General features: G+C 53.5%; 9 protein-coding genes and 7 pseudogenes. 9 read left to right on the top strand and 7 right to left on the bottom strand.

What is annotated here, in order from left to right; genetic code table 11:
- Positions 1 to 502: 502 nt before the first annotated feature.
- A complete protein-coding gene (locus tag ACIOZM_RS29030) occupies positions 503 to 1,027 on the bottom strand; it encodes a lysis system i-spanin subunit Rz (RefSeq protein ID WP_401220438.1) in 525 nt (174 codons plus the stop codon).
- A complete protein-coding gene (locus tag ACIOZM_RS29025; protein ID WP_401220435.1) occupies positions 1,024 to 1,569 on the bottom strand; it encodes a glycoside hydrolase family 19 protein in 546 nt (181 codons plus the stop codon). The genes ACIOZM_RS29030 and ACIOZM_RS29025 overlap by 4 nt, the downstream gene beginning before the upstream one ends.
- Before the next feature lie 1,761 nt (positions 1,570 to 3,330).
- On the opposite strand from ACIOZM_RS29025, the gene ACIOZM_RS29020 reads away from it, so the two are divergent.
- A complete protein-coding gene (locus ACIOZM_RS29020; protein ID WP_401220433.1) occupies positions 3,331 to 3,981 on the top strand; it encodes a helix-turn-helix domain-containing protein in 651 nt (216 codons plus the stop codon).
- 146 nt (positions 3,982 to 4,127) lie between these two features.
- On the opposite strand, the pseudogene ACIOZM_RS29015 reads toward ACIOZM_RS29020, so the two are convergent.
- Positions 4,128 to 4,567 (bottom strand): annotated as a pseudogene (locus tag ACIOZM_RS29015) (transposase); the annotation flags it as partial.
- A 105-nt stretch (positions 4,568 to 4,672) separates the two neighbouring features.
- On the opposite strand from ACIOZM_RS29015, the pseudogene ACIOZM_RS29010 reads away from it, so the two are divergent.
- From ACIOZM_RS29010 to ACIOZM_RS28980, 7 genes and pseudogenes are all read left to right on the top strand, one after another.
- Positions 4,673 to 5,874, top strand: a pseudogene (locus ACIOZM_RS29010) (ISL3 family transposase).
- Between the two features lie 1,449 nt (positions 5,875 to 7,323).
- On the top strand, positions 7,324 to 7,647 hold the full coding sequence (gene tnpA / locus ACIOZM_RS29005) for an IS66-like element accessory protein TnpA (RefSeq protein ID WP_401220430.1): 324 nt from the start codon (positions 7,324 to 7,326) through the stop codon (positions 7,645 to 7,647).
- Positions 7,644 to 7,991: an IS66 family insertion sequence element accessory protein TnpB gene (gene tnpB / locus ACIOZM_RS29000; RefSeq protein ID WP_401220428.1), complete on the top strand. Its 348-nt coding sequence runs from the start codon at positions 7,644 to 7,646 to the stop codon at positions 7,989 to 7,991. The genes tnpA (ACIOZM_RS29005) and tnpB (ACIOZM_RS29000) overlap by 4 nt, the downstream gene beginning before the upstream one ends.
- Before the next feature lie 48 nt (positions 7,992 to 8,039).
- Positions 8,040 to 9,368 (top strand): annotated as a pseudogene (tnpC, locus tag ACIOZM_RS28995) (IS66 family transposase); the annotation flags it as partial.
- A 576-nt stretch (positions 9,369 to 9,944) separates the two neighbouring features.
- On the top strand, positions 9,945 to 11,606 hold the full coding sequence (gene ltrA / locus ACIOZM_RS28990) for a group II intron reverse transcriptase/maturase (protein WP_401220425.1): 1,662 nt from the start codon (positions 9,945 to 9,947) through the stop codon (positions 11,604 to 11,606).
- A gap of 104 nt (positions 11,607 to 11,710) precedes the next feature.
- Positions 11,711 to 11,932, top strand: a pseudogene (locus ACIOZM_RS28985) (transposase domain-containing protein); the annotation flags it as partial.
- Positions 11,933 to 12,377: 445 nt separating this feature from the next.
- Positions 12,378 to 12,865: pseudogene (locus ACIOZM_RS28980) on the top strand (sn-glycerol-3-phosphate transporter).
- 200 nt (positions 12,866 to 13,065) lie between these two features.
- Here the strand turns inward: ACIOZM_RS28980 and tnpC (ACIOZM_RS28975) are convergent.
- The 3 genes and pseudogenes from tnpC (ACIOZM_RS28975) to tnpA (ACIOZM_RS28965) form a co-directional block, all read right to left on the bottom strand.
- A pseudogene (gene tnpC / locus ACIOZM_RS28975) lies at positions 13,066 to 14,611 on the bottom strand (IS66 family transposase).
- A 62-nt stretch (positions 14,612 to 14,673) separates the two neighbouring features.
- On the bottom strand, positions 14,674 to 15,009 hold the full coding sequence (tnpB, locus tag ACIOZM_RS28970; RefSeq protein ID WP_401220422.1) for an IS66 family insertion sequence element accessory protein TnpB: 336 nt from the start codon (positions 15,007 to 15,009) through the stop codon (positions 14,674 to 14,676).
- On the bottom strand, positions 15,006 to 15,323 hold the full coding sequence (tnpA, locus tag ACIOZM_RS28965) for an IS66-like element accessory protein TnpA (RefSeq protein WP_149662236.1): 318 nt from the start codon (positions 15,321 to 15,323) through the stop codon (positions 15,006 to 15,008). The genes tnpB (ACIOZM_RS28970) and tnpA (ACIOZM_RS28965) overlap by 4 nt, the downstream gene beginning before the upstream one ends.
- A 312-nt stretch (positions 15,324 to 15,635) precedes the next feature.
- On the opposite strand from tnpA (ACIOZM_RS28965), the gene ACIOZM_RS28960 reads away from it, so the two are divergent.
- Positions 15,636 to 16,139 carry a hypothetical protein gene (locus tag ACIOZM_RS28960; protein WP_401220419.1) on the top strand — a complete coding sequence of 168 codons (504 nt, stop codon included), beginning with the start codon at positions 15,636 to 15,638 and terminating at the stop codon, positions 16,137 to 16,139.
- A 1,326-nt stretch (positions 16,140 to 17,465) separates the two neighbouring features.
- On the opposite strand, the pseudogene ACIOZM_RS28955 reads toward ACIOZM_RS28960, so the two are convergent.
- A pseudogene (locus ACIOZM_RS28955) lies at positions 17,466 to 17,599 on the bottom strand (IS5/IS1182 family transposase); the annotation flags it as partial.
- Positions 17,600 to 18,338: the final 739 nt, after the last annotated feature.

Genomic DNA, 18,338 nt, shown 5'->3' with positions numbered 1-18,338 from the left:
CACTCGAAACTGGGATATCTGCCACCGACCGTTTACGAACGGACGATGGTATCGGAACCACCTATCGAGGTGTCTGGAATTAGTTGACCACTACATATTGCGAACGCGCGCCCCACTTACACCAGGTCATTGTGATGCGGCGGTGTCATTGGATAACAGGTGTTCCAATGCATTGAATTCGGCACTGGTGGCCGTCTACACGTTTTAGGGAGGGATGTTACGTCTGGCAATTGGCATTCATGGTGAGTGTAATGTTTGATAAAGGCGCTCAAGTGCGTTTAGCCGCTTCGGCCTACCTGCTCACCACCCGCCTAATGTTAAAAAAATTAATGGGGGGGCGCCTAAAATTCATTTTGGCTGCCCCCCCTCCCGTTATTGATCTCAATAGCGGCTGTTCACTCGGATTCGAAGCACAGGCGTTCTCAGTCTTTTTAAGCCTTCTTCGGGCAAGGCCACTAGGCCGATTCACGTTATGCGCCGCCAATCCCCCAACGATAATGTTCTATTTAGTGTCTTGGTCCTGCTTCAGAACCTGTTCACGATGCTGCAGATAGGCAAGTTTTAGCGCGCACTGGTCGGCGTCTGCGGCAAGAGCGGCAAGATCTGCTGCAACCGCTGGATGAAGCTCGGCGGTGTAGGCACCATTGCCCAAGACGCCGGAGGGGGATTCGGCTGACACCCCACCGCCACATACCGGGCGGACAACCCGGACTGACAACCGCTGGCGAGCAGTAGAGAGATCAAGAGTGAGGCGCTGAGCAGTGTTCTGAACATCTTGAATCTCCTTAAAGCGGCGCTGCTCCAGTTGATTGAGCGCTTCGCTCAGCTGGGCATTGCGCTGTTGTTCCTGAGCGATAGCTTCGCTGGTGACCCTCGAACGCTCCGCCTCGTCCTGTGCTACTTGAGCCCTGATACTGGCGATTTCGGCGTTGTACCGATTAGCCTGCCATTGCCAGGCCACAAAAGCGCCTAAACAGAGAAGTGCCAATGCCAAGAAGCCATGGCGTAGTACGCCCAACATGTTCATTTCAAAACCGACAGCGCTAAATTGTAAAAAACCAACCTCTCACTGTACCCATTGAGGCCGCCATTGATCCGACGGGTAATGGTTTCGAATGCGTCCTCGTCCGCCAACCGGTTCAACCCTCGGCTATGCCAAAACCAGGCCGCCGAAAGAGAGGCATATTCGGGTTGCTCCAGCCACTCTGGGTGATTGACCAGATCCAACTCCAACGCATCACCGCATTGACGATAGTTACTTAAACCCGTGATCTGAAAAAGTCCGCGTCCGCAATAACGCTGCCCGTCCCCATCCGCCTCAGGCGTATTACCAAGACGCTTGGCAAGTGCACCGGTGTCATACTTTGCAAGGTAGGCCTGGCTGCCAAGCTCACGCAAATAACGGAGTTCACCTGACTCATGGCCGAGTTGGGCGATAAACGCGGCGACACGTTTTTGGTTATTAATCTGGTATTTACCCATCGCTTTATTTAGCATTGGGGCAAACAGGCTAGCTGCCGGCCCGGAGCGAGGAAGAATAGTCGAGAGTTGGAGCGCTGTGATTATCATGTCTCAATACCCTTAAGTTTATGCATCGCGTACAGTCGAAGACCAATACGTCGCCAAAAGCGCTTCGAAGCACAGTTAAACTGGCAGTTTCCCATCAACTGACATCACGCGCCGTTAATGATTTGCCAACCAAAAAACCTGAAAAAAACATTGAGCAAAGACTATAAATACCTGCCCCCCCCGAAGGGCTCCATGTACTGACGAACCAAACCTTTAACAGCTGAGTCGCCCGCAACACTTCTACGCGAGAGCGACCCAACCTGCCCGACAACCGTTTTCACCCACCACACACCTACTCTCTCAGCCCCCATTGATGTCAAAAAAAACACCCTGAGCATTGCAACTCACGACTGCACTAATTAGGCTTACTCGCACCACTCCAGCTCCCATAATTCGAACACCCGAACTCTACGAGTTTTAAATACTCTTCAAATCCGAAACTCACCGACACCACTGTAATTGCGACGAGCACATAAATATGCCACTGTCGGCTTTTATTGGGCTTTTGACTTATCATCAACATAATCTCCTATTCCACTCGAAAAAATATTTATCTGTACATAAAATTCGCACCGACTACCTGCCAACCAAACAACCCCATGATGATTCCTGAAGCATCTGGCGGAAGACCGAGCAATCGACAACTCCCCCCGACACATGCCGCTCCGACTTCCTGAAAACTGTCCCGCCAACAAGAATAGGCTACTTACCCCTCACTTGCGCATCAAGTGATAAAACAAACAATCGTTTGGCAGCCCTATAAGTCAAGCAGAGGCAGCACGCGCCAACAACTTCACACTAAACCTTCGTTTTACTCTCGACCACCGTATTTATAGCTGCGTTTCTTTATAGTGCAAAGGTATAGTCTGAAATTGGATCATGACAGATGCCACTTTTAATTAGGCAACGCCGATTAACAAACCAGACCACTGGTGATGGTGCTTTTCAACTCAGTTATCGGGAAGCAAACGATCGACACGCAAGGTCAAGTATTTCCAGGCACGCGCGGTGGCCGCCCTCGCCTACCTACGCTTATCGCGGCTGGTCAATTTTTTTTTGGGGGGGGGAACCAGTCCGGCCCATGTCGGGGTTGGGGCGGATCGCGTGAACAGCGATGTCATCTGGAGTGCGGCCCTCAAGGCAAGCCGGAATACAGCTTTCCAAGCGTGAGCTGATTTTCAGCATCGTCAAATCCTACGGCTTGTGCGCCACGTTTAGCGAAAGAGACCTCCGTCGAGTGCCTTTAAAAAGCCCATCAGAGTTCGCGCGAAGAAACTGTAGTTTTTTAGCCGTGGGGATCGGCACGACCAGGATAATAATCAGTCGTACGACTTTTCTGGTTTTTACCTGCGCCGCCAGCAGGGTAATGAAGACCTTGCATTCGTGCTGACCATGGTGGCGGAGCTCGACATGACAAGTGCACGCGCGGAGACGCAGAGAATCGATAACATTTTATTCTAGACTGCCAGCCTCGCCCTTTATTACATCAACTGGTAATAGATTTATCAATCATGGAGGTGGAATCAGCCGCTCTGCTGCGCCCTGGCAGACCACGCCCAAAAACTATCGCGTCGAACACTGAAAAAACCGCCAGTCCAATTTCAGACTTCGCCTTGAAATCATTTTTTCTTTATGGCGAACTGCTCGACTTCGTCACTGGGTGGCGCATGCTGCTTGTCTGCAGTGGCGACGAGAAGGAATCAATGAAGAGCAAGATTTGCAGAAAGGCACACAAATCTAGCTCTATTAAAAGGAATTGCCATGATCAATACCCGCCTCCAAAAGCTTCAACACCATGGAGAGGAACGCTCTAATAATTCAACTCAACGCTTACGCCTCTGGATAAGAGAAAATGGAGTACGAAAATCCGCAAATAAAGGTGAAAAAATATTCAGCACCAACAAAAGATCCGTAATCTGGATCGAGAGCGGCGCTTGGCAGATGCTTATTGGCACGCATAAAACAATGAATATAATTTATACAGGAGGCATTACATGGCTTGACAACTCACCCTCCAAAAACGCCAAGGAAACAATTCAATACAACATCATTGAGCGCACTACTTACTATGAACTCCATATCAACCAAGTCGCTCTTGCCGCGCTTCCCTGCCAAGTATTCGACAGTCTGTTCGACCTGGTAAGCCGACACTCGAGAGACCTGTCAAATAAATGGTTATTCCAGTGCACCAGTGACAGTTACCAGAAAATAAAGGCGTCCTTGGAGTGGATTAATTCGCTACCGTGCAGCATCAAATCCGAGCTCACACTGATATTTCTCATCAATGCGACAACTGGAGTTTCCAGATCGCATGCTCTGGCCATTATAAAATCACTCAAGGAAGGGGATTACATCGAAGTTTACCAAGGGTGCCTTGTTCGTATTTTAAAAAAACTCCCTTGCTCGTATTGAGTTTATTATCATTGACTATTCGCTTTACGCGCGTCTACTGACATTCGATATTTCTCTCCATCATCGATGACCTCTGGACGGTAGCGCTCGACTTCGTGGCCTGGGAGCTCTCTCCTACTAGTGTGGTATCTCACAAATAAGGTTCCTCATGCCTGCGGGGTCATTACCTCACGGGCTCGCTGCATCTTGTTCAAAATATTTTTCCCCTTGGGGTTCCAAACGCAGCGAGTCGATCGCACATTTTGCAGTGTGAGGAACGTGGTGATCGAGCTTTCCAGTGCGCGAACCGAACTGAAACTGCCGTCACGCAGGCACACCGTGATATCGCGAAATCAGCGTTCAACCATGTTCATCCACGAACTGGAGGTTGGAGTGAAATGCAGTGGAAGCGTTTGTATTTCTCAAACCACACCTCACCTTTAGATGCTTGTGCGTGGCATAGTTGTCGACGATCAAATGCAGCTGAAGATAGCCCAGCGCGGTGAGTCAGGTTACAGTGCTATGGAGGACATAATCGTGCGACTACATGCCCGATATGCCCGATTCCCAAAGGCAGCCCTGACTGGGGGCACTCAAGGGCCTGAACCTAGCTTTCAGGTTCTTCACGAATCCCGGGGAAAACAGAAACAAGAACCTCGATTTGATTGATGATGTTCGTGCGAGCAAACACATCTAACAGACCGGCGCTCTTATGCGCGATATTAATACTTTCCTTCCTTTTGGGGAGGGCTTTTCTGTCGTCACGATCAAGCCTGATGGCGATGCGCTACAAATCGACCTGATCCCCACTCCACCCGATTCCCTTCCTGCGGTGACTGCGAAAAAATCTGTTCAACTACACATGAGTATTGCGAGCGCGTAGTTCGAGATCTGCCCATTCTAGGCCGGGCCGTGCGCCTCAGCGTTTTGCTCAGGTGGGTTGGCTGTCGTGACTGTGGTAAACGCATGGAGGCACGTCAGTTGGCTGGACCGCTATGCCCGCATGACACGCCGCTTGGCCGAGCCGTTGTTCACGCCTGCGAGCGCCTTCCCACGCTGCACGTGGCCAGATGTTTGGGCTGCATTGGGACACCGCTCGATTACTGGGGCGTCGAGCACTACGGCGCTGAGCGCTCTGCCGAAGGCGCAACCACGTCGCCTGGTGATGGACGAATTCGCGCGATTCAAAGCCCATCGTTACGCCAGCGTGGTACTGGACGCCGATACACGACGTGTTCTGTGGATTGGCGAAGGCCGCAGCCGTGCGGCGGTCAGGCCATTTGTCGAAGAAGTGGGGCCAGAGAGGGTGCGCTCGAATCGAAGCGGTGGCGATGGACATGAACACTGCTTTTGACTTGGAGGTTCGCCAGCACTACCCAAAAGCGCACGTGGTCTATGACCTGTTCCAGGTCGTGGCCAAATATGGCCCAGAAGTAATCGATCGGGTTCGTGTCGACGAAGCCAATCGGCTGCGTCATGACAGGCCGGCTCGCAAGTTTATCAAGCAATCGCGATGGCTGTTGCTGCGTAACCCGCAGAATCTGAAAACACCGGCTCAACAGGTCAGCCTGGAGGATCTGCTGGCGGCCAATCAATCATTGATAACTGTCTATTTAATGAAGGCGGAACTCAAAACTCTCTGGACGCCGAGTACCGTCAGGGACTGGAGGTCAGCCTGGGAGCCATGGCTGCGCCACGCTCATGAAAGCGAGATCCCTGCTTTGATCCAGCTCGCCAAACGGCTAAAGGGTTACTGGCGGGGCATCGTGATGCCGGGTTCGCTGGCCAAGGCACACCGGCCAGTTGGAGGGAATAAACAATCGAATAAAGGTCATCAAGCGGATGGTGTACGGTTACCGGGATAGCGGGTTCTTCTTCATGAAGATCAAGAGCGTCGTTCCCGGTAATCTGTGAAGAACCAATTAAAAGGGGGATGAGGTCATGCCGGGTCTATGCTCCTCGCCTAGTCCAATGATACTCCCACAGCACATCCTGACGCCCTTTTCCTGCTGCTTCCAGAGCAATTCAGCCTTAACGGCTTGCATGCCGCACCGCTGCCGACAAATGAGGGATTCGCCTACAGACATCGCTTGTCTGGCGATCCAGATTTATTGTGCGCGTCTGCTTTTGAGCGCTGTCGACACGAATGAAAGACAGCGTCACGAATGGCGCTCAAGCAGACCCGCGCCACGCGATGAAGGTGAGCATGACGGATATTGCATCGAGCAACTGCGCAGTAACTCACCGCATACCGAAATGGCTCCATTTAATTGGAACGACGAAAGACACACATTAAAATACGTATGGTCGCCACTTGTTCAGGCCCTTGCGGGCCGAACGAACAGGAGGATGCACTTCCTTGAAGAGGTCGTAATGAGCCGAGTAAAAATAGTTGAGCCCCATGCTGATGGTGGACACACGACAGATGCGAAACGGATTACTCACGTGGAGTGCTGCCCCCCCCCGACTCAGGTTTGCGGGCAGGCATTGAGGCGCATGCTTTTGTTAACACATTCACCTCTAATCGAGCCTCTTGTATAACTCTTGGTCCGGTTTCTTCGGACGTTTTCAACGCGTGTATACCCTGAAATTTTAGGTTGCTCTTTGACGCTGTCTCCACGCAGAAGGATCAAGCCGATGCTTAGCGATAAGGTTCGGGGAGTTGATAGCCAGATTGAACATAAATATTTGAGCGCGCGCGTCTCAGTCAGTGAGACGAGTTATCCCGCTGCACTTTGCAATGCACTTTCAGATTTAGACTGGTTCGAAGCGGCCGATGCGCTTGTTCTGCTCAACGCCATGGTGGGAAGAAAGCGTGCGGGGTCACAGCCTAAACCGCTGTTACGGTTCTAGCTGAGCGGCTGCTTTGATGGATATCAGCCGCAGCATGCCCTGATGCAGCCTAGGGGCGTGGAAGTCAGCGCAGGCTGCGCATCATGCCCCCCTCAGGAAGCCTTCTACTCCAGCACTGAAATCGCTGTATCGGATTTGATCACTCGCATGTTTTTTGCAGTCAGAAAACTGAAGGCGCCCGACAAGGCGTTGAGCAAGGCGCGACGTCTGAATAAGTGGACCGGTACGGTGTGCAGTTTGCCGTCAGGATCTATATGGCTGTGCAACGGCTACAACACTTTTCGCCATTGATGCACAGGTGCGCTTACCGCGCTGTGGCCCCTGCCGAAGGCTTACATTTCCGTCCTCTCACACACCAACACCAACCTACCTGCAGCGCAACGGCATTACATAAGTGCGCCTCCAACGTATGCGCCCGGCCAAGTCATCTACCCAACCCCGCAAAGCCGGGACATGGTGTGCACTTAAATTTAGGTGGGCACCAGTTCTAGCCTTTTAAGCGGGTATTTCATGCAGCCAACACGCCGTTCGTATTCCAAATCCTTCAAAGCCCAGGTCATTCAAGAGTGTGCCCAACCCGGCGCATCGATTGCCAGCATCGCCCTCAGCCATAGCCTTAACGCAAATCTCGTTCACAAATGGATTCGGGTGCAAGCGCAGAAAAGCACGGCGCTTCAACCTGCATTCATTCCATTGCCTATGCAAACAACAGCGCACCGATCTTCATCGAATATCAGCGTTGAGATTCTGCACCCACGCGGCACCGTCAAAGTGAACTGGCCAACCGATAGCGCTGCTGCCTGCGCCGCTTTCCTTCGAGACCTGTTGCGATGATCCGCATCGACGCCATCTGGCTCGCCACCGAGCCCATGGATATGCGCGCCGGCACTGAAACGGCGCTGGCGAGGGTGGTCGCTGTATTCGGTGCGGCGAAGCCGCACTGCGCTTATCTGTTTGCCAATCGCCGCGCCACTCGGATGAAAGTGCTGGTTCACGATGGGATTGGGGTTTGGCTGGCGGCACGTCGCTTGAACCAGGGCAAGTTTCACTGGCCAAGCTTCGACAAGGCAGCGAAATGCAGTTGGATACCGAACAACTTCAGGCCTTGGTGCTCGGTCTACCTTGGCAACGTGTTGGCGCTGGCGGTGCAATCACGCTGCTTTAAAAACTGTAATTAGCGTCTTGGCTGGCTGTCGCCAGTGGCCTGCTTTGGTAAAATCCACGGCATGACTTCCTCGCCCAATCTCGATCAAATGACTCCCGACCAACTGCGTGCATTCGCTGCGCAGTTGCTGTCGCAAGTCGAGACCATGGGCAAAACAGTTGAAACCATGGGCAAGAAGATCAACCGCGATCAAACGGTGATCGAGAAGCTGACCCACGAGATCGCACAGCTCAAGCGTTTGAAGTTTGCCAAGCGCAGTGAGCTGATGAATCCTGAGCAGGCCAGCCTGCTGGATGACCTGATCGATACCGATATTGCGGCGATTGAGGCCGAGCTTCAGGCGTTGCAAATAGCACCAGCGGCGACCGAGAAAAAGCAAAAGCCCAAGCGCACGGCATTGCCGGCAGAATTCCCGCGCACGTTGATCCATCACGAACCGGACAACACCCACTGCCCATGCGGTTGCGCACTCAAGCGTATCGGTGAAGATGTCAGCGAAAAGCTGGACTACACGCCGGGCGTATTTACCGTTGAGCGCCATGTTCGTGGCAAGTGGGTTTGCGATGACTGCGAAACGCTGATCCAGGCGCCCGTGCCGGCGCAGGTCATCGACAAAGGCATCCCGACTGCCGGGCTACTTGCCCACGTCATGATCGCGAAGTTTGCTGATCATCTGCCGCTTTACCGTCAGGAAACGATCTTTGGTCGTGCCGGCTTGGCGATTCCACGCTCAACGTTGGCTCAATGGGTGGGCGTTACGGGCGTGCAATTGCAGCCCCTGGTCGATGCCCTGCGTGACGTAGTGATCGGGCAGCAGGTCGTGCACGCGGATGAAACACCGGTGCAGATGCTTGCTCCGGGTTCGAAGAAAACCCACCGTTCTTATGTTTGGGCGTACGCCACCAGCCAGTTCTGCGAAACAGCCGCTGTCGTCTATGACTTCAGCCCCAGCCGCGCCGGTGAGCATGCTCGCAACTTCCTGCAAGACTGGAAAGGTAAGCTGGTCTGCGACGATTTTGGCGGTTACAAGGCCAGCTTCGAACTCGGTGTGACCGAGATCGGCTGCATGGCTCATGCCCGGCGTAAGTTTTTCGAATTGCACGCCACTAACAAAAGCCAGATCGCCGAGCAGGCCCTGCGCTACATCCAGTTGCTGTATGAAATCGAGAGCGAAGTGCGCGATCTGGAGCCGGATTTACGGTGCCGAATACGCCAAGAAAAAGCCGCACCGGTGATGAATAGGCTGAATGTCTGGATGATTGCCCAGCGTGAACTTGTGCCCGAAGGTTCGGCCATCAGCAGAGCACTCGATTACAGCCTCAAACGCTGGGCAGCGCTGTCGCGCTACCTCAATGACGGGGCCGTACCCATTGACAACAACTGGGCGGAGGTGCGACACGAAGTCGCTTACAGAAGTTGTTCCTCTCTGAGGGAACCACCCGTGTCACCGGGTGAATCTAGAAGGCTGAATCAAGAGCGCCTTCGACAACGTGACGGGCACCGCAAGGTGCGGGGTACTAATCGTGAGAGGCGTACTCTTCTGGCAGCCATGGCCGGACAAGGGCTAGATAGTCGGTATGGTGAACACATGTGAACCTGCGTAAAGATCGTTAAGTTGAACGAGCGGAAATGGCTTATACGCTCGAACCAAAAGGTAGCGGAGGTGGGAACAGCGTTTTTCTGCACGCGCGTTCGTGACCCACATGCCTCCCGGTCGATAGCAGGCGCCTAACCCGACGTACTTCAGTAAGCGGAACGTGGAAATCCCGTATCGCTCCCCTCGGGGACAGCCGGTTGCAAAAACGGCCCATGGCGGTGCGGGCGAAGGAACGAGGAAAAAGCGAACGCCATCCTGTAACGGGTTGGATAGAAGTTGAAACATCACTTCACGCGAAAGTGGGCAGACGTCCTCATGGTCTCTCTTCACAAGAGAGTAGGTAGAACCCTTTCAACGGAAGGAGAGCAAATGAACGCAGCAGCACTGGCGTGTGCACCTTCCGGCACGTCGTGGGACGGCATCAACTGGGCCGACGCTCAACGTCGAGTAAGAGGGCTGCAAGCGCGTATTGTGAAGGCCGTACAAGACGGCAGGCATAACAAGGCAAAAGCCCTGCAATGGCTGCTGACTCACTCGTTTAGCGGCAAAGCTTTAGCCGTGAAACGGGTGTCTGAAAACAAAGGCAAGAATACCCCCGGTGTGGACAAGGTCACTTGGAATACACCAGGGGCCAAGATCCGTGCGATAGCGTCATTGAAGCGGCGAGGCTACTCGCCGCTTCCGCTTCGGAGAGTGCTTATTCCGAAGAAAAACGGCAAGGCGAGACCTCTCGGAATTCCCGCGATGAAATGCCGGGCCATGCAGGCGCTTCATTTGCTGGCTCTGGAACCGATAGCGGAAACTACCGGCGATCCGAACTCATATGGGTTCAGGCCGGAACGCTCAACTGCGGATGCCGCCGCACAGTGCTTTGGTGTGCTGTCACGAAAAGCAAACGCGGAGTGGGTGCTAGAGGGCGACATTCAAGGCTGTTTCGACACTATCAGCCATGACTGGTTGATCGCCAACATTCCCATGGATAAGGCGATTTTGCAGAAATGGCTCAAAGCCGGTTACGTCTACCAGAATGAGCTATTCCCCAGCCACGCCGGAACCCCGCAGGGAGGCATCATTTCCCCGGTGTTGGCCAACATGACGCTGGATGGTTTGGAAGCGATGCTGGCGAAGAAATTTCCCAATGCAAAGTGGACAGCCCGAAAGATGCGCGTGGTGCGTTATGCAGATGACTTCATCATCACTGGCTGTTCGAAAGAGTGGCTGGAGAATGAAGTCAGGCCTGCCGTGGTTGAGTTTCTGGCAGAGCGTGGACTTGTCCTCTCTCCGGAAAAAACCAAAATAACGCACAAAGGGGACGGGTTCGACTTCCTCGGATGGAACTTGCGCAAGTACAACGGCAAGCTCCTGATCAAGCCATCGAAAGCGAATATCAGGGCTCACCTCGCCAAGCTCCGGGAGGTGATCAAGACCAACAAGGCGATCAAACAGGTCAATTTGATCGGGCTGCTCAACCCGATTTTACGGGGATGGGCGAACTATCATAGCCACGTGGTCGCCAAGAAAGTCTTCAATCAGGTGGATAGCGAAGTCTGGATAATGCTCTGGCGCTGGGCGGTGAGACGACATCCGCGCAAAGGAACACGGTGGGTCAAGGACAGGTATTTCAAAGTCCGAGGATCGCGCCGGTGGGTGTTCTCCACCGTTGAAAAATACGCAGACGGTAAGGCAAGGGAATACACCTTACTGAAGGAATCAGACACGCCGATAGTGCGGCACATCAAGATCAAGGCCGCTGCCAACCCGCATGACCCCAATTGGGATGAGTATTTCGAGTTCCGATGGGGCAAGAAAATGCTCAAATCAACGAAGGGACGAGCGAAGCTGTATCGCGTCTGGCGACAGCAAGGCGGCCTATGTTCTGTTTGTCATAAGCCCGTTACCAAAGATACGCCGTGGCATAGTCGCCACATCGTAAAGTTGGCCGACGGCGGAACGGACGCCGCAGTCAATCTTGAGATCTATCATCTGCGTTGCCCCAGAGATCAGCAGTACGCCAATGTCCAAGAGGTATAGCCGGGTACTTAACAGTGCCTTTGCAGAGGCTTGAGCCGTGTGCTGGGAAACTCGCATGCACGGTTCTTAGGGGGTTGGACGCGGGTAACCGCGTCTGACTACCCGACAACCAGATCCGGCCGTGGGCTCTTGGACGCAAAAACTGGCTCTTCGCTGGGTCGCTACGTAGCGGAAAACGGGCGGCAGCGATCATGAGCTTGATCCAGTCTGCGCGGCTGAATGGTCATGATCCGTACGCCTATCTAAAGGATGTTCTCACGCGCCTGCCGACGCAGCGGGCGAGTGAAATCGAGCAGCTGCTTCCGCATAAGTGGCGGCCGGTTTAATCACGCAAGACGTGATGCCCGGACGCATACCCTCCAACCGCTTGCAGGAAAATACCGCCAAGACCGAGCCGCCTATTATCCGTGAGCAGGAGTATCACGCCAGCGTTTTTTAAGAGCATTGTTCACTCTCAAAATTATCAACCACCTATTTTTGATAGGTATTTTCTTTACATTGAGTAAGACGCATACGCCTAATTCACCCAGCAACAGTGCCGAATGAAAATACGCAAACCAATCGTATCGCCCTGAGTTAATGGGCTGCGCGCCCTCATCACCTGACTGTTGCCGGTCCGTTATGGTTGCTCCCCACTCAATACGATGGGCACCTGCAGCGTGCAGACACATACCAAACGAGGCATGGACGTGCCGAACTGCGTTGTAACGCGAGCAAAATGCGCAACGAACGGCCCCCCTCCCCTTAAAATTAAGCCGAGTGGCTCGACAGATGTCCGAAGTAAAAAAACTACGACTTTACAGTCTATTACTGTGCGCGCTGAGCTCTGCTGTGTGGGCAGCAGACAAACCAATTCAAGATGAAAACGGATTCTGGTATCTGCAAACCAGCGTTTACACCAAGCACTATTCACACAACCCGAACCACAATAACACTCAGAAATTGATCGGACTGGAGCGCCACCAACCCTCCGGCTTGGTCTGGGGGGCGGCAACCTTCGACAATTCGTTCAGCCAGCGCTCGTACTACGGATATGCGGGAAAACGCTACGACAACGCGGCCTATCCAGTGTATCTAAAACTCACCGCGGGGTTGCTGCAAGGTTATCGCGGTGAATATAAGGACAAAATTCCGCTCAACCACTTTGGTGTTGCACAAGTGATTATTCCGTCACTCGGATGCATTACGGTCCGGTAACCGCCGAGCGGGTGTTGTTGGGGACCAGTGCCATCATGATCACGACGGGCATACGCATCTAGAATTTATACGTTCGTGGAAAGTCTGAGCTCGAGTGAGCCCCCCCCCAAGAGGGCCGCTCAAGGCGCCTGCGTGCTCTATCGACTCTTATTCCGGCAAGGCCTATCAGCTCCTAATACTCGAGGCCCTGGCCAACGACTTCGGCACACTGCCGAACATCGCCGATGGATTGTAAGCGTCTGCCCAACTCACCTTGCGTAAGTCAGGAAGGCATCCACTGATGCGGCAGCAGTTGGTCGATATCGCTTGCCCGCTGCGTAGGCAGCCGCGTCAGCACATCTTTAAGATAGGCATACGGATCATGCCCATTCATGCGTGCTGACTGGATCAAGCTCATTATCGCAGCTGCCCGCTTACCGCTGCGTAGTGACCCGGCGAACAACCAGTTCGAGCGTCCAAGTGCCCACGGCCTTATCTGATTTTCGACCGCATTATTATCTATGGGCACAGCGCCATCCTCGAGATATCGAGTCAGTGCCGCCCAGCGCTTGAGGCTGTAATCCAGAGCTTTGGCGATAGCCGACCCTTCGGGCACAAGGTCGCGCTGGGCCATCATCCAGGTATGCAGTGCGTCGATAATGGGCGCCCCTTTTTCCTGACGTATTCGCCAGCGATCTTCGTCGGTCATTTCCCTCGCTTGCCGTTCGATTTCGTACAGGCCGCCAATCGAGTGCAGCGCCTGTTCGGCCAGTTGGCTTTTGTTCGTCGCGTGCAGATCGAAGAACTTTCGGCGGGCATGGGCCATGCAGCCGATTTCGGTGATGCCTTGCTGGAAGCTTGCCTTGTAGCCGGCGAAATCGTCGCACACCAGCTTGCCATTCCAAGAGCCAAGGAAGTTACGTGCATGTTCGCCTGCACAGCTCGGACTGAAGTCGTAAACCACTGCCTTGAACGCCGAAAACGGCGTGGTGCAGTAGGCCCAGACGTATGCGCGATGGTTTTTTCTCGCCCGGCGCAAGCATCTGCACCGGCGTCTCGTCAGCGTGGATCACACCGCGAGCAAGTACTGCTTCGCGCAGTGCATCGACCAAGGGCTGGAGCTGCACACCGGTTTGGCCACCCCATTGCGCCAGTGTCGAGCGGGCGATAGCCAGGCCGGCGCGGCCAAAGATTTTCTCTTGTCGGTACAGCGGCAAATGGTCGGCGAATTTGGCCACCATCACGTGAGCCAGCAGACCTGCGGTCGGGATGCCCTTGTCGATTACTTGGGCCGGCACCGGTGCCTGGATCAGTGTTTCGCACTGGCGGCAGGCCCATTTCCCACGCACGTGCTGCTCGACGGTGAACACGCCCGGCGTGTAATCCAGCTTCTCGCTGACGTCCTCGCCGATCCGCTGGAGCTGGCAGCCGCAGGGGCATTGGGTGTTGTCGGGTTCGTGATAAATCACGGTGCGCGGAAACTGCGCAGGCAAAGGAACACGCTTGGGTTGCTTGCGTGGTTCGGCCGGCGCAGCCGGCGGATTCAACGCTTTCAGCTCGGCTTCGATGGCCGCGATGTCGGTATCAAGCAGGTCGTCGAGCAGGCTGCCCTGAGCAGAACTCAATTGCTCACTGCGCTTGGCAAACTTGTTACGTTTGAACCAGGCGATTTCGTGGGTGAGTTGCTCGATGATGGTTTGGTCGCGGTCGTTCTTCTTGCCCATCCTGTCGACTTGCTGTCCGAGAGAATCAACCTGCGACAGCAACTGCGCAGCGAATGCACGCAGTTGGTCGGGGGTCATCTGATCGAGGTTGGGCGAGGAAGTCATGCCCTGGATTTTACCAAAGCAGGTCGCTTGCGGCAGTAGGCCAAGGAGCTAATTACAGCTTTTTAAAGCAGTGTGATTACACCGCCAGCCCCAACACGCTGCCAAGGTAGGCCGAGCACCAACGCTTGAAGTTGCTCGATATCCAGCTCCATCTCGCAGCCTTGTCGAATGCCGGGCCAGTGAAACTTTCCTTGGTTCAATCGGCGAGCAACCAGCCAGACGCCAAACCCGTCATGCACCAAAACTTTCATGCGAGTGGCGCGGCGGTTGGCGAACAAATAAGCGCAGTGCGGCTTCGCCGCACCGAACACCGCAATCACCCTGGCCAGCGCAGTTTCAGTGCCAGCACGCATATCCATGGGCTCGGTGGCGAGCCAGATGGCATCGATGCGAATCATTGCGTGAGTCCACGGACAAAACGAGCGCAGCCTTCAGGATCAGACGTCGGCCATTTCACTGACATCGACTGCTCACCAAATGGCAGCTCAATAATCGCCGACCCTTCCGCCTGCCGTTTGGGCGTAGCTCTCAACGGAACGAAAGCCGGCAACGTCGCTGGTGGCTGATCTCGGTAAAGGGGTAGCCACTTGCGGATCACGTTGGCGTTGATGCCGTGGCTGATGGCGACGCTGGATAGGGTTGCGCCCGGTTGCAGGCATTCCTGAACAACCTGGGCCTTGAAGGGTTTCGGGTAAGAGCTTCGTTGGCGCATGGAAATCCTGACGTTAAGGGGCGATCGCGTCCGCTTAAAAATACGCGGACACCATCGCCCTTAATGCTGGAGTTCGGAAGGTGTGTTGGCTGGACGCTTACGATGGATTGCCCCGAGCATTCACCTGACCGCTGCGCTTTCATGCCCAGGGGCTGCTTATCGTTACCGACTCATGACATACCAAGCGCGAGGCATCACCCATCGAATATTCAGGAAATCCCTACAGACAGCCAAGGGCAAAAGAAAGCAGATTTCCGTACCAGTGTCGGAATATCGCCAAGCCTCTCACGCTTGAAAATAGGGAAAGACCCAATGCAATTAAAAGTGCTCAGCGCCATTTTAACCTGCCTGTTATTACTGACGGGCTGCTTTGGTCCAAAGGACTACACTTTCTCAATGGCAACTGACTGGAACCATGACAAGAAACTTCAAGCCAATGGTCAACAGTTAACGGATGTAGAAAAAAGTCAGTTCGCCGCCTATGTTACAAGAATTGAGCAAGCTGGAGCCGCTCAAAGCAATGCCTCAGGCAGAATCTCCATTGGCGAAATCCTGGCGCTGCAAGCTCAATGGGACAACCAGCCCCCCGAAAAACATACGGTAACGCCACAAGGCAAGTGGGGTAAGGAAGCCGAACATGCCATGCCGAACAAGGAAATTCTGGCGCTGGCTTCCCCAACTGCAGTGCCCCTCAACTTTTCAAAAGGCAAAAATTCCGACCACTGGAGTCTCGGTAGGCCATTGAAAAATAGCGGCCGCAAAGAAATTATCGGCATTCAAGGCACCATCGTCGCGAAAGATAACCAGGACCACTGAGTTGAAGCGCTCCACGATACAAACTGAAACCGATATCCAACCAGAAGAAGTAATGAGCACGGTATGGAATCTCGATAACAGCAAGCAGCGTCCAAGTGATCGCCCCCTGAAGAAGACCGCTGCAACAAAGCTGGTATTTTCTTGGTACCCCTCATCTACCTCTTCGCTGACGGAAAACGTTGTCACTAGCGGCCCTGGGCACCGCAGCCGCCTGCTAAGCCGTACATAGACTTTATCGTGGTTAAGTCGCCTACAGCGAATTCAGCAGCAGTGATTGTTGCGCGCCAGAGTGGAGCCATTCGATCAATAGGGCGGAGGTGAATGACCGAACTCATGCGCGCTCACATACGGCCACGCCCTAAGCCTGATGCTACAACAGCACAATGATCCATCTCACTAGTGCTCGCTGTGGGCGGCGTTTTTATCTCGCAATCACATCAGTTTTCTGGAGAAACATGTTAGAAAGCCATTTCTTATTGTTGTTTTTGGGTGGGGCCCTTTTTGGCGGCATAATCGCGGCGATTTTAGGGCTTGACATGGACAGCAACTCTACCTTTCTAACGTCTATGTTTTTAGGCGCCGGGATACTGCTGCTGCTCTGGATATTCTACCAAGTTGGCTAGGCCATCTCACCCTAGCTTTCTTGCGCCCGTCACATTGCGCCATCACCCGCACGGCCATCTAATCAGTGCGGTGCGCCATTTTGATGCTCCGCTCATGGCGCTCTATACAGCCCAATCATTTCGTCAACCCATCGTCCTACTCAATAATCTCGAGATCATGCCACCGGTCAGCATGATTTACTCTATTCATTACGGAATACCTCACTTCAAAGATGGGACGATCGCCGCGCCATTGCAGATAACTATCGCCGGTACGGATTAGAACACCCAGCACAGCAGGCAGGCTCAATGGAATAAACCAAGCATATTCGTCAAGGTTTTTACCAAGCTACAAGCCTGTGAACTCAAATCGATAGCAATGCAGGATTTTCCTACATTCAGACGCTGAACAAAGGCCTAAGGTGTACTCAAGTGCTGGTAGCTCCACCTGACCATAGGTCAGATTGTGCTAAGGATGCATCTACGCATACCCCCTCCCCTTGCGTTAGTAGCCTCTATCAGGCCAGCACTTCCCCCGCATCTTTTCTCAAAAGATGCGGGTTTTTTTTGCCTGTTTAGCCCCCAATCGGATACGAACGTCGCTGCATTAACGATGTGAAAGCGCACTTATTTGGCGCACGATCCTCACCGTGTGGCGACTGCGTTCTGAGGCGGGGACGTCGGGCCGCGATGGGGCAAGTAACTGCACAGACCAACAGCTAACGATCTGCGCGACATCTGCCACATTGACCGCCGTGCCCATCATGCGATGCACCAGACACGACTCGTCGTCCACACCGATATGGGCCTGTATGCCGAAGCGGCATTGATGGTCTTTCTTGGCCATTGCATTTCCGGGACGCACTCGCGGTTCAGGGGCAGTGACAGGTCGCGATCACACAAGCAGCCATGATCCCCCCGAACTTCTGCCGACAGCTCGTATAGTTTCAGCAGCTGACGGACGTTGAGAGAGTGGTCTTCCCAAGAATGCGCCTCAGGCTCAGCCCTGTAACACGTCGGGGGCTAAGTTGGATGGAGTGCGCAGTGAGTCTGACGGGCGGCGGGTACCATTCGTAGTGGACTCATCTGATTTCAGAGTGTGCGCCGAGCATAAAATCACATAGGATGTTTTATTGTTTTATTGTTTTATTGTTTTATTGTTTTATTGTTTTATTGTTTTGTTGTTTTGTTGTTTGCGCCCCCCCTTGAATGCTACTGCGCAGTGGGATCGTGTTCTGATTTTGGACTTCCACATCTCTTTAGTTTGGATAAATTCATAAAAGAAGCAGCGTGAGATTTTATGTTTTAACGCTGAGCTCTAATGCGCTTTAACTTGTCATGCGTCGCCACGACTTCACGGCGTGGCTGATGGAGAGAATCAGCTTCGATTGTTCGATGGGGATGAACACCTGACAGCGGTGGCAAGGAATACCCTACCAATTATTTAAAGGCATTGGTCTCAAGGGGGAACCCATTTTTTGGCCAATGTATTGTTGTCTCCAGTAACGGGCAGAAACATCTTTTTTGCTCTTAACATTAATGCAGTTTGGAGAGTAAAGGTATGGCTAGCGATAACACTGTTAACACGACAGGTACA

The sequence above is a fragment of the Pseudomonas sp. NPDC087346 genome, assembly GCF_044744235.1.
GTDB lineage: Bacteria > Pseudomonadota > Gammaproteobacteria > Pseudomonadales > Pseudomonadaceae > Aquipseudomonas.
This window is presented reverse-complemented; position numbering and strand designations above follow the sequence as displayed.

Bases quoted from the DNA above. Each gene is read 5' to 3' on its own strand.
- ACIOZM_RS28960 (WP_401220419.1), top strand. From the start codon at position 15,636: ATGCAATTAAAAGTGCTCAGCGCCATTTTAACCTGCCTGTTATTACTG.
- tnpB (WP_401220422.1), bottom strand. From the start codon at position 15,009: ATGATTCGCATCGATGCCATCTGGCTCGCCACCGAGCCCATGGATATG.
- ACIOZM_RS29025 (WP_401220435.1), bottom strand. From the start codon at position 1,569: ATGATAATCACAGCGCTCCAACTCTCGACTATTCTTCCTCGCTCCGGG.
- ACIOZM_RS29020 (WP_401220433.1), top strand. From the start codon at position 3,331: ATGATCAATACCCGCCTCCAAAAGCTTCAACACCATGGAGAGGAACGC.
- ltrA (WP_401220425.1), top strand. From the start codon at position 9,945: ATGAACGCAGCAGCACTGGCGTGTGCACCTTCCGGCACGTCGTGGGAC.
- ACIOZM_RS29030 (WP_401220438.1), bottom strand. From the start codon at position 1,027: ATGAACATGTTGGGCGTACTACGCCATGGCTTCTTGGCATTGGCACTT.
- tnpB (WP_401220428.1), top strand. From the start codon at position 7,644: ATGATCCGCATCGACGCCATCTGGCTCGCCACCGAGCCCATGGATATG.
- tnpA (WP_149662236.1), bottom strand. From the start codon at position 15,323: ATGCGCCAACGAAGCTCTTACCCGAAACCCTTCAAGGCCCAGGTTGTT.
- tnpA (WP_401220430.1), top strand. From the start codon at position 7,324: ATGCAGCCAACACGCCGTTCGTATTCCAAATCCTTCAAAGCCCAGGTC.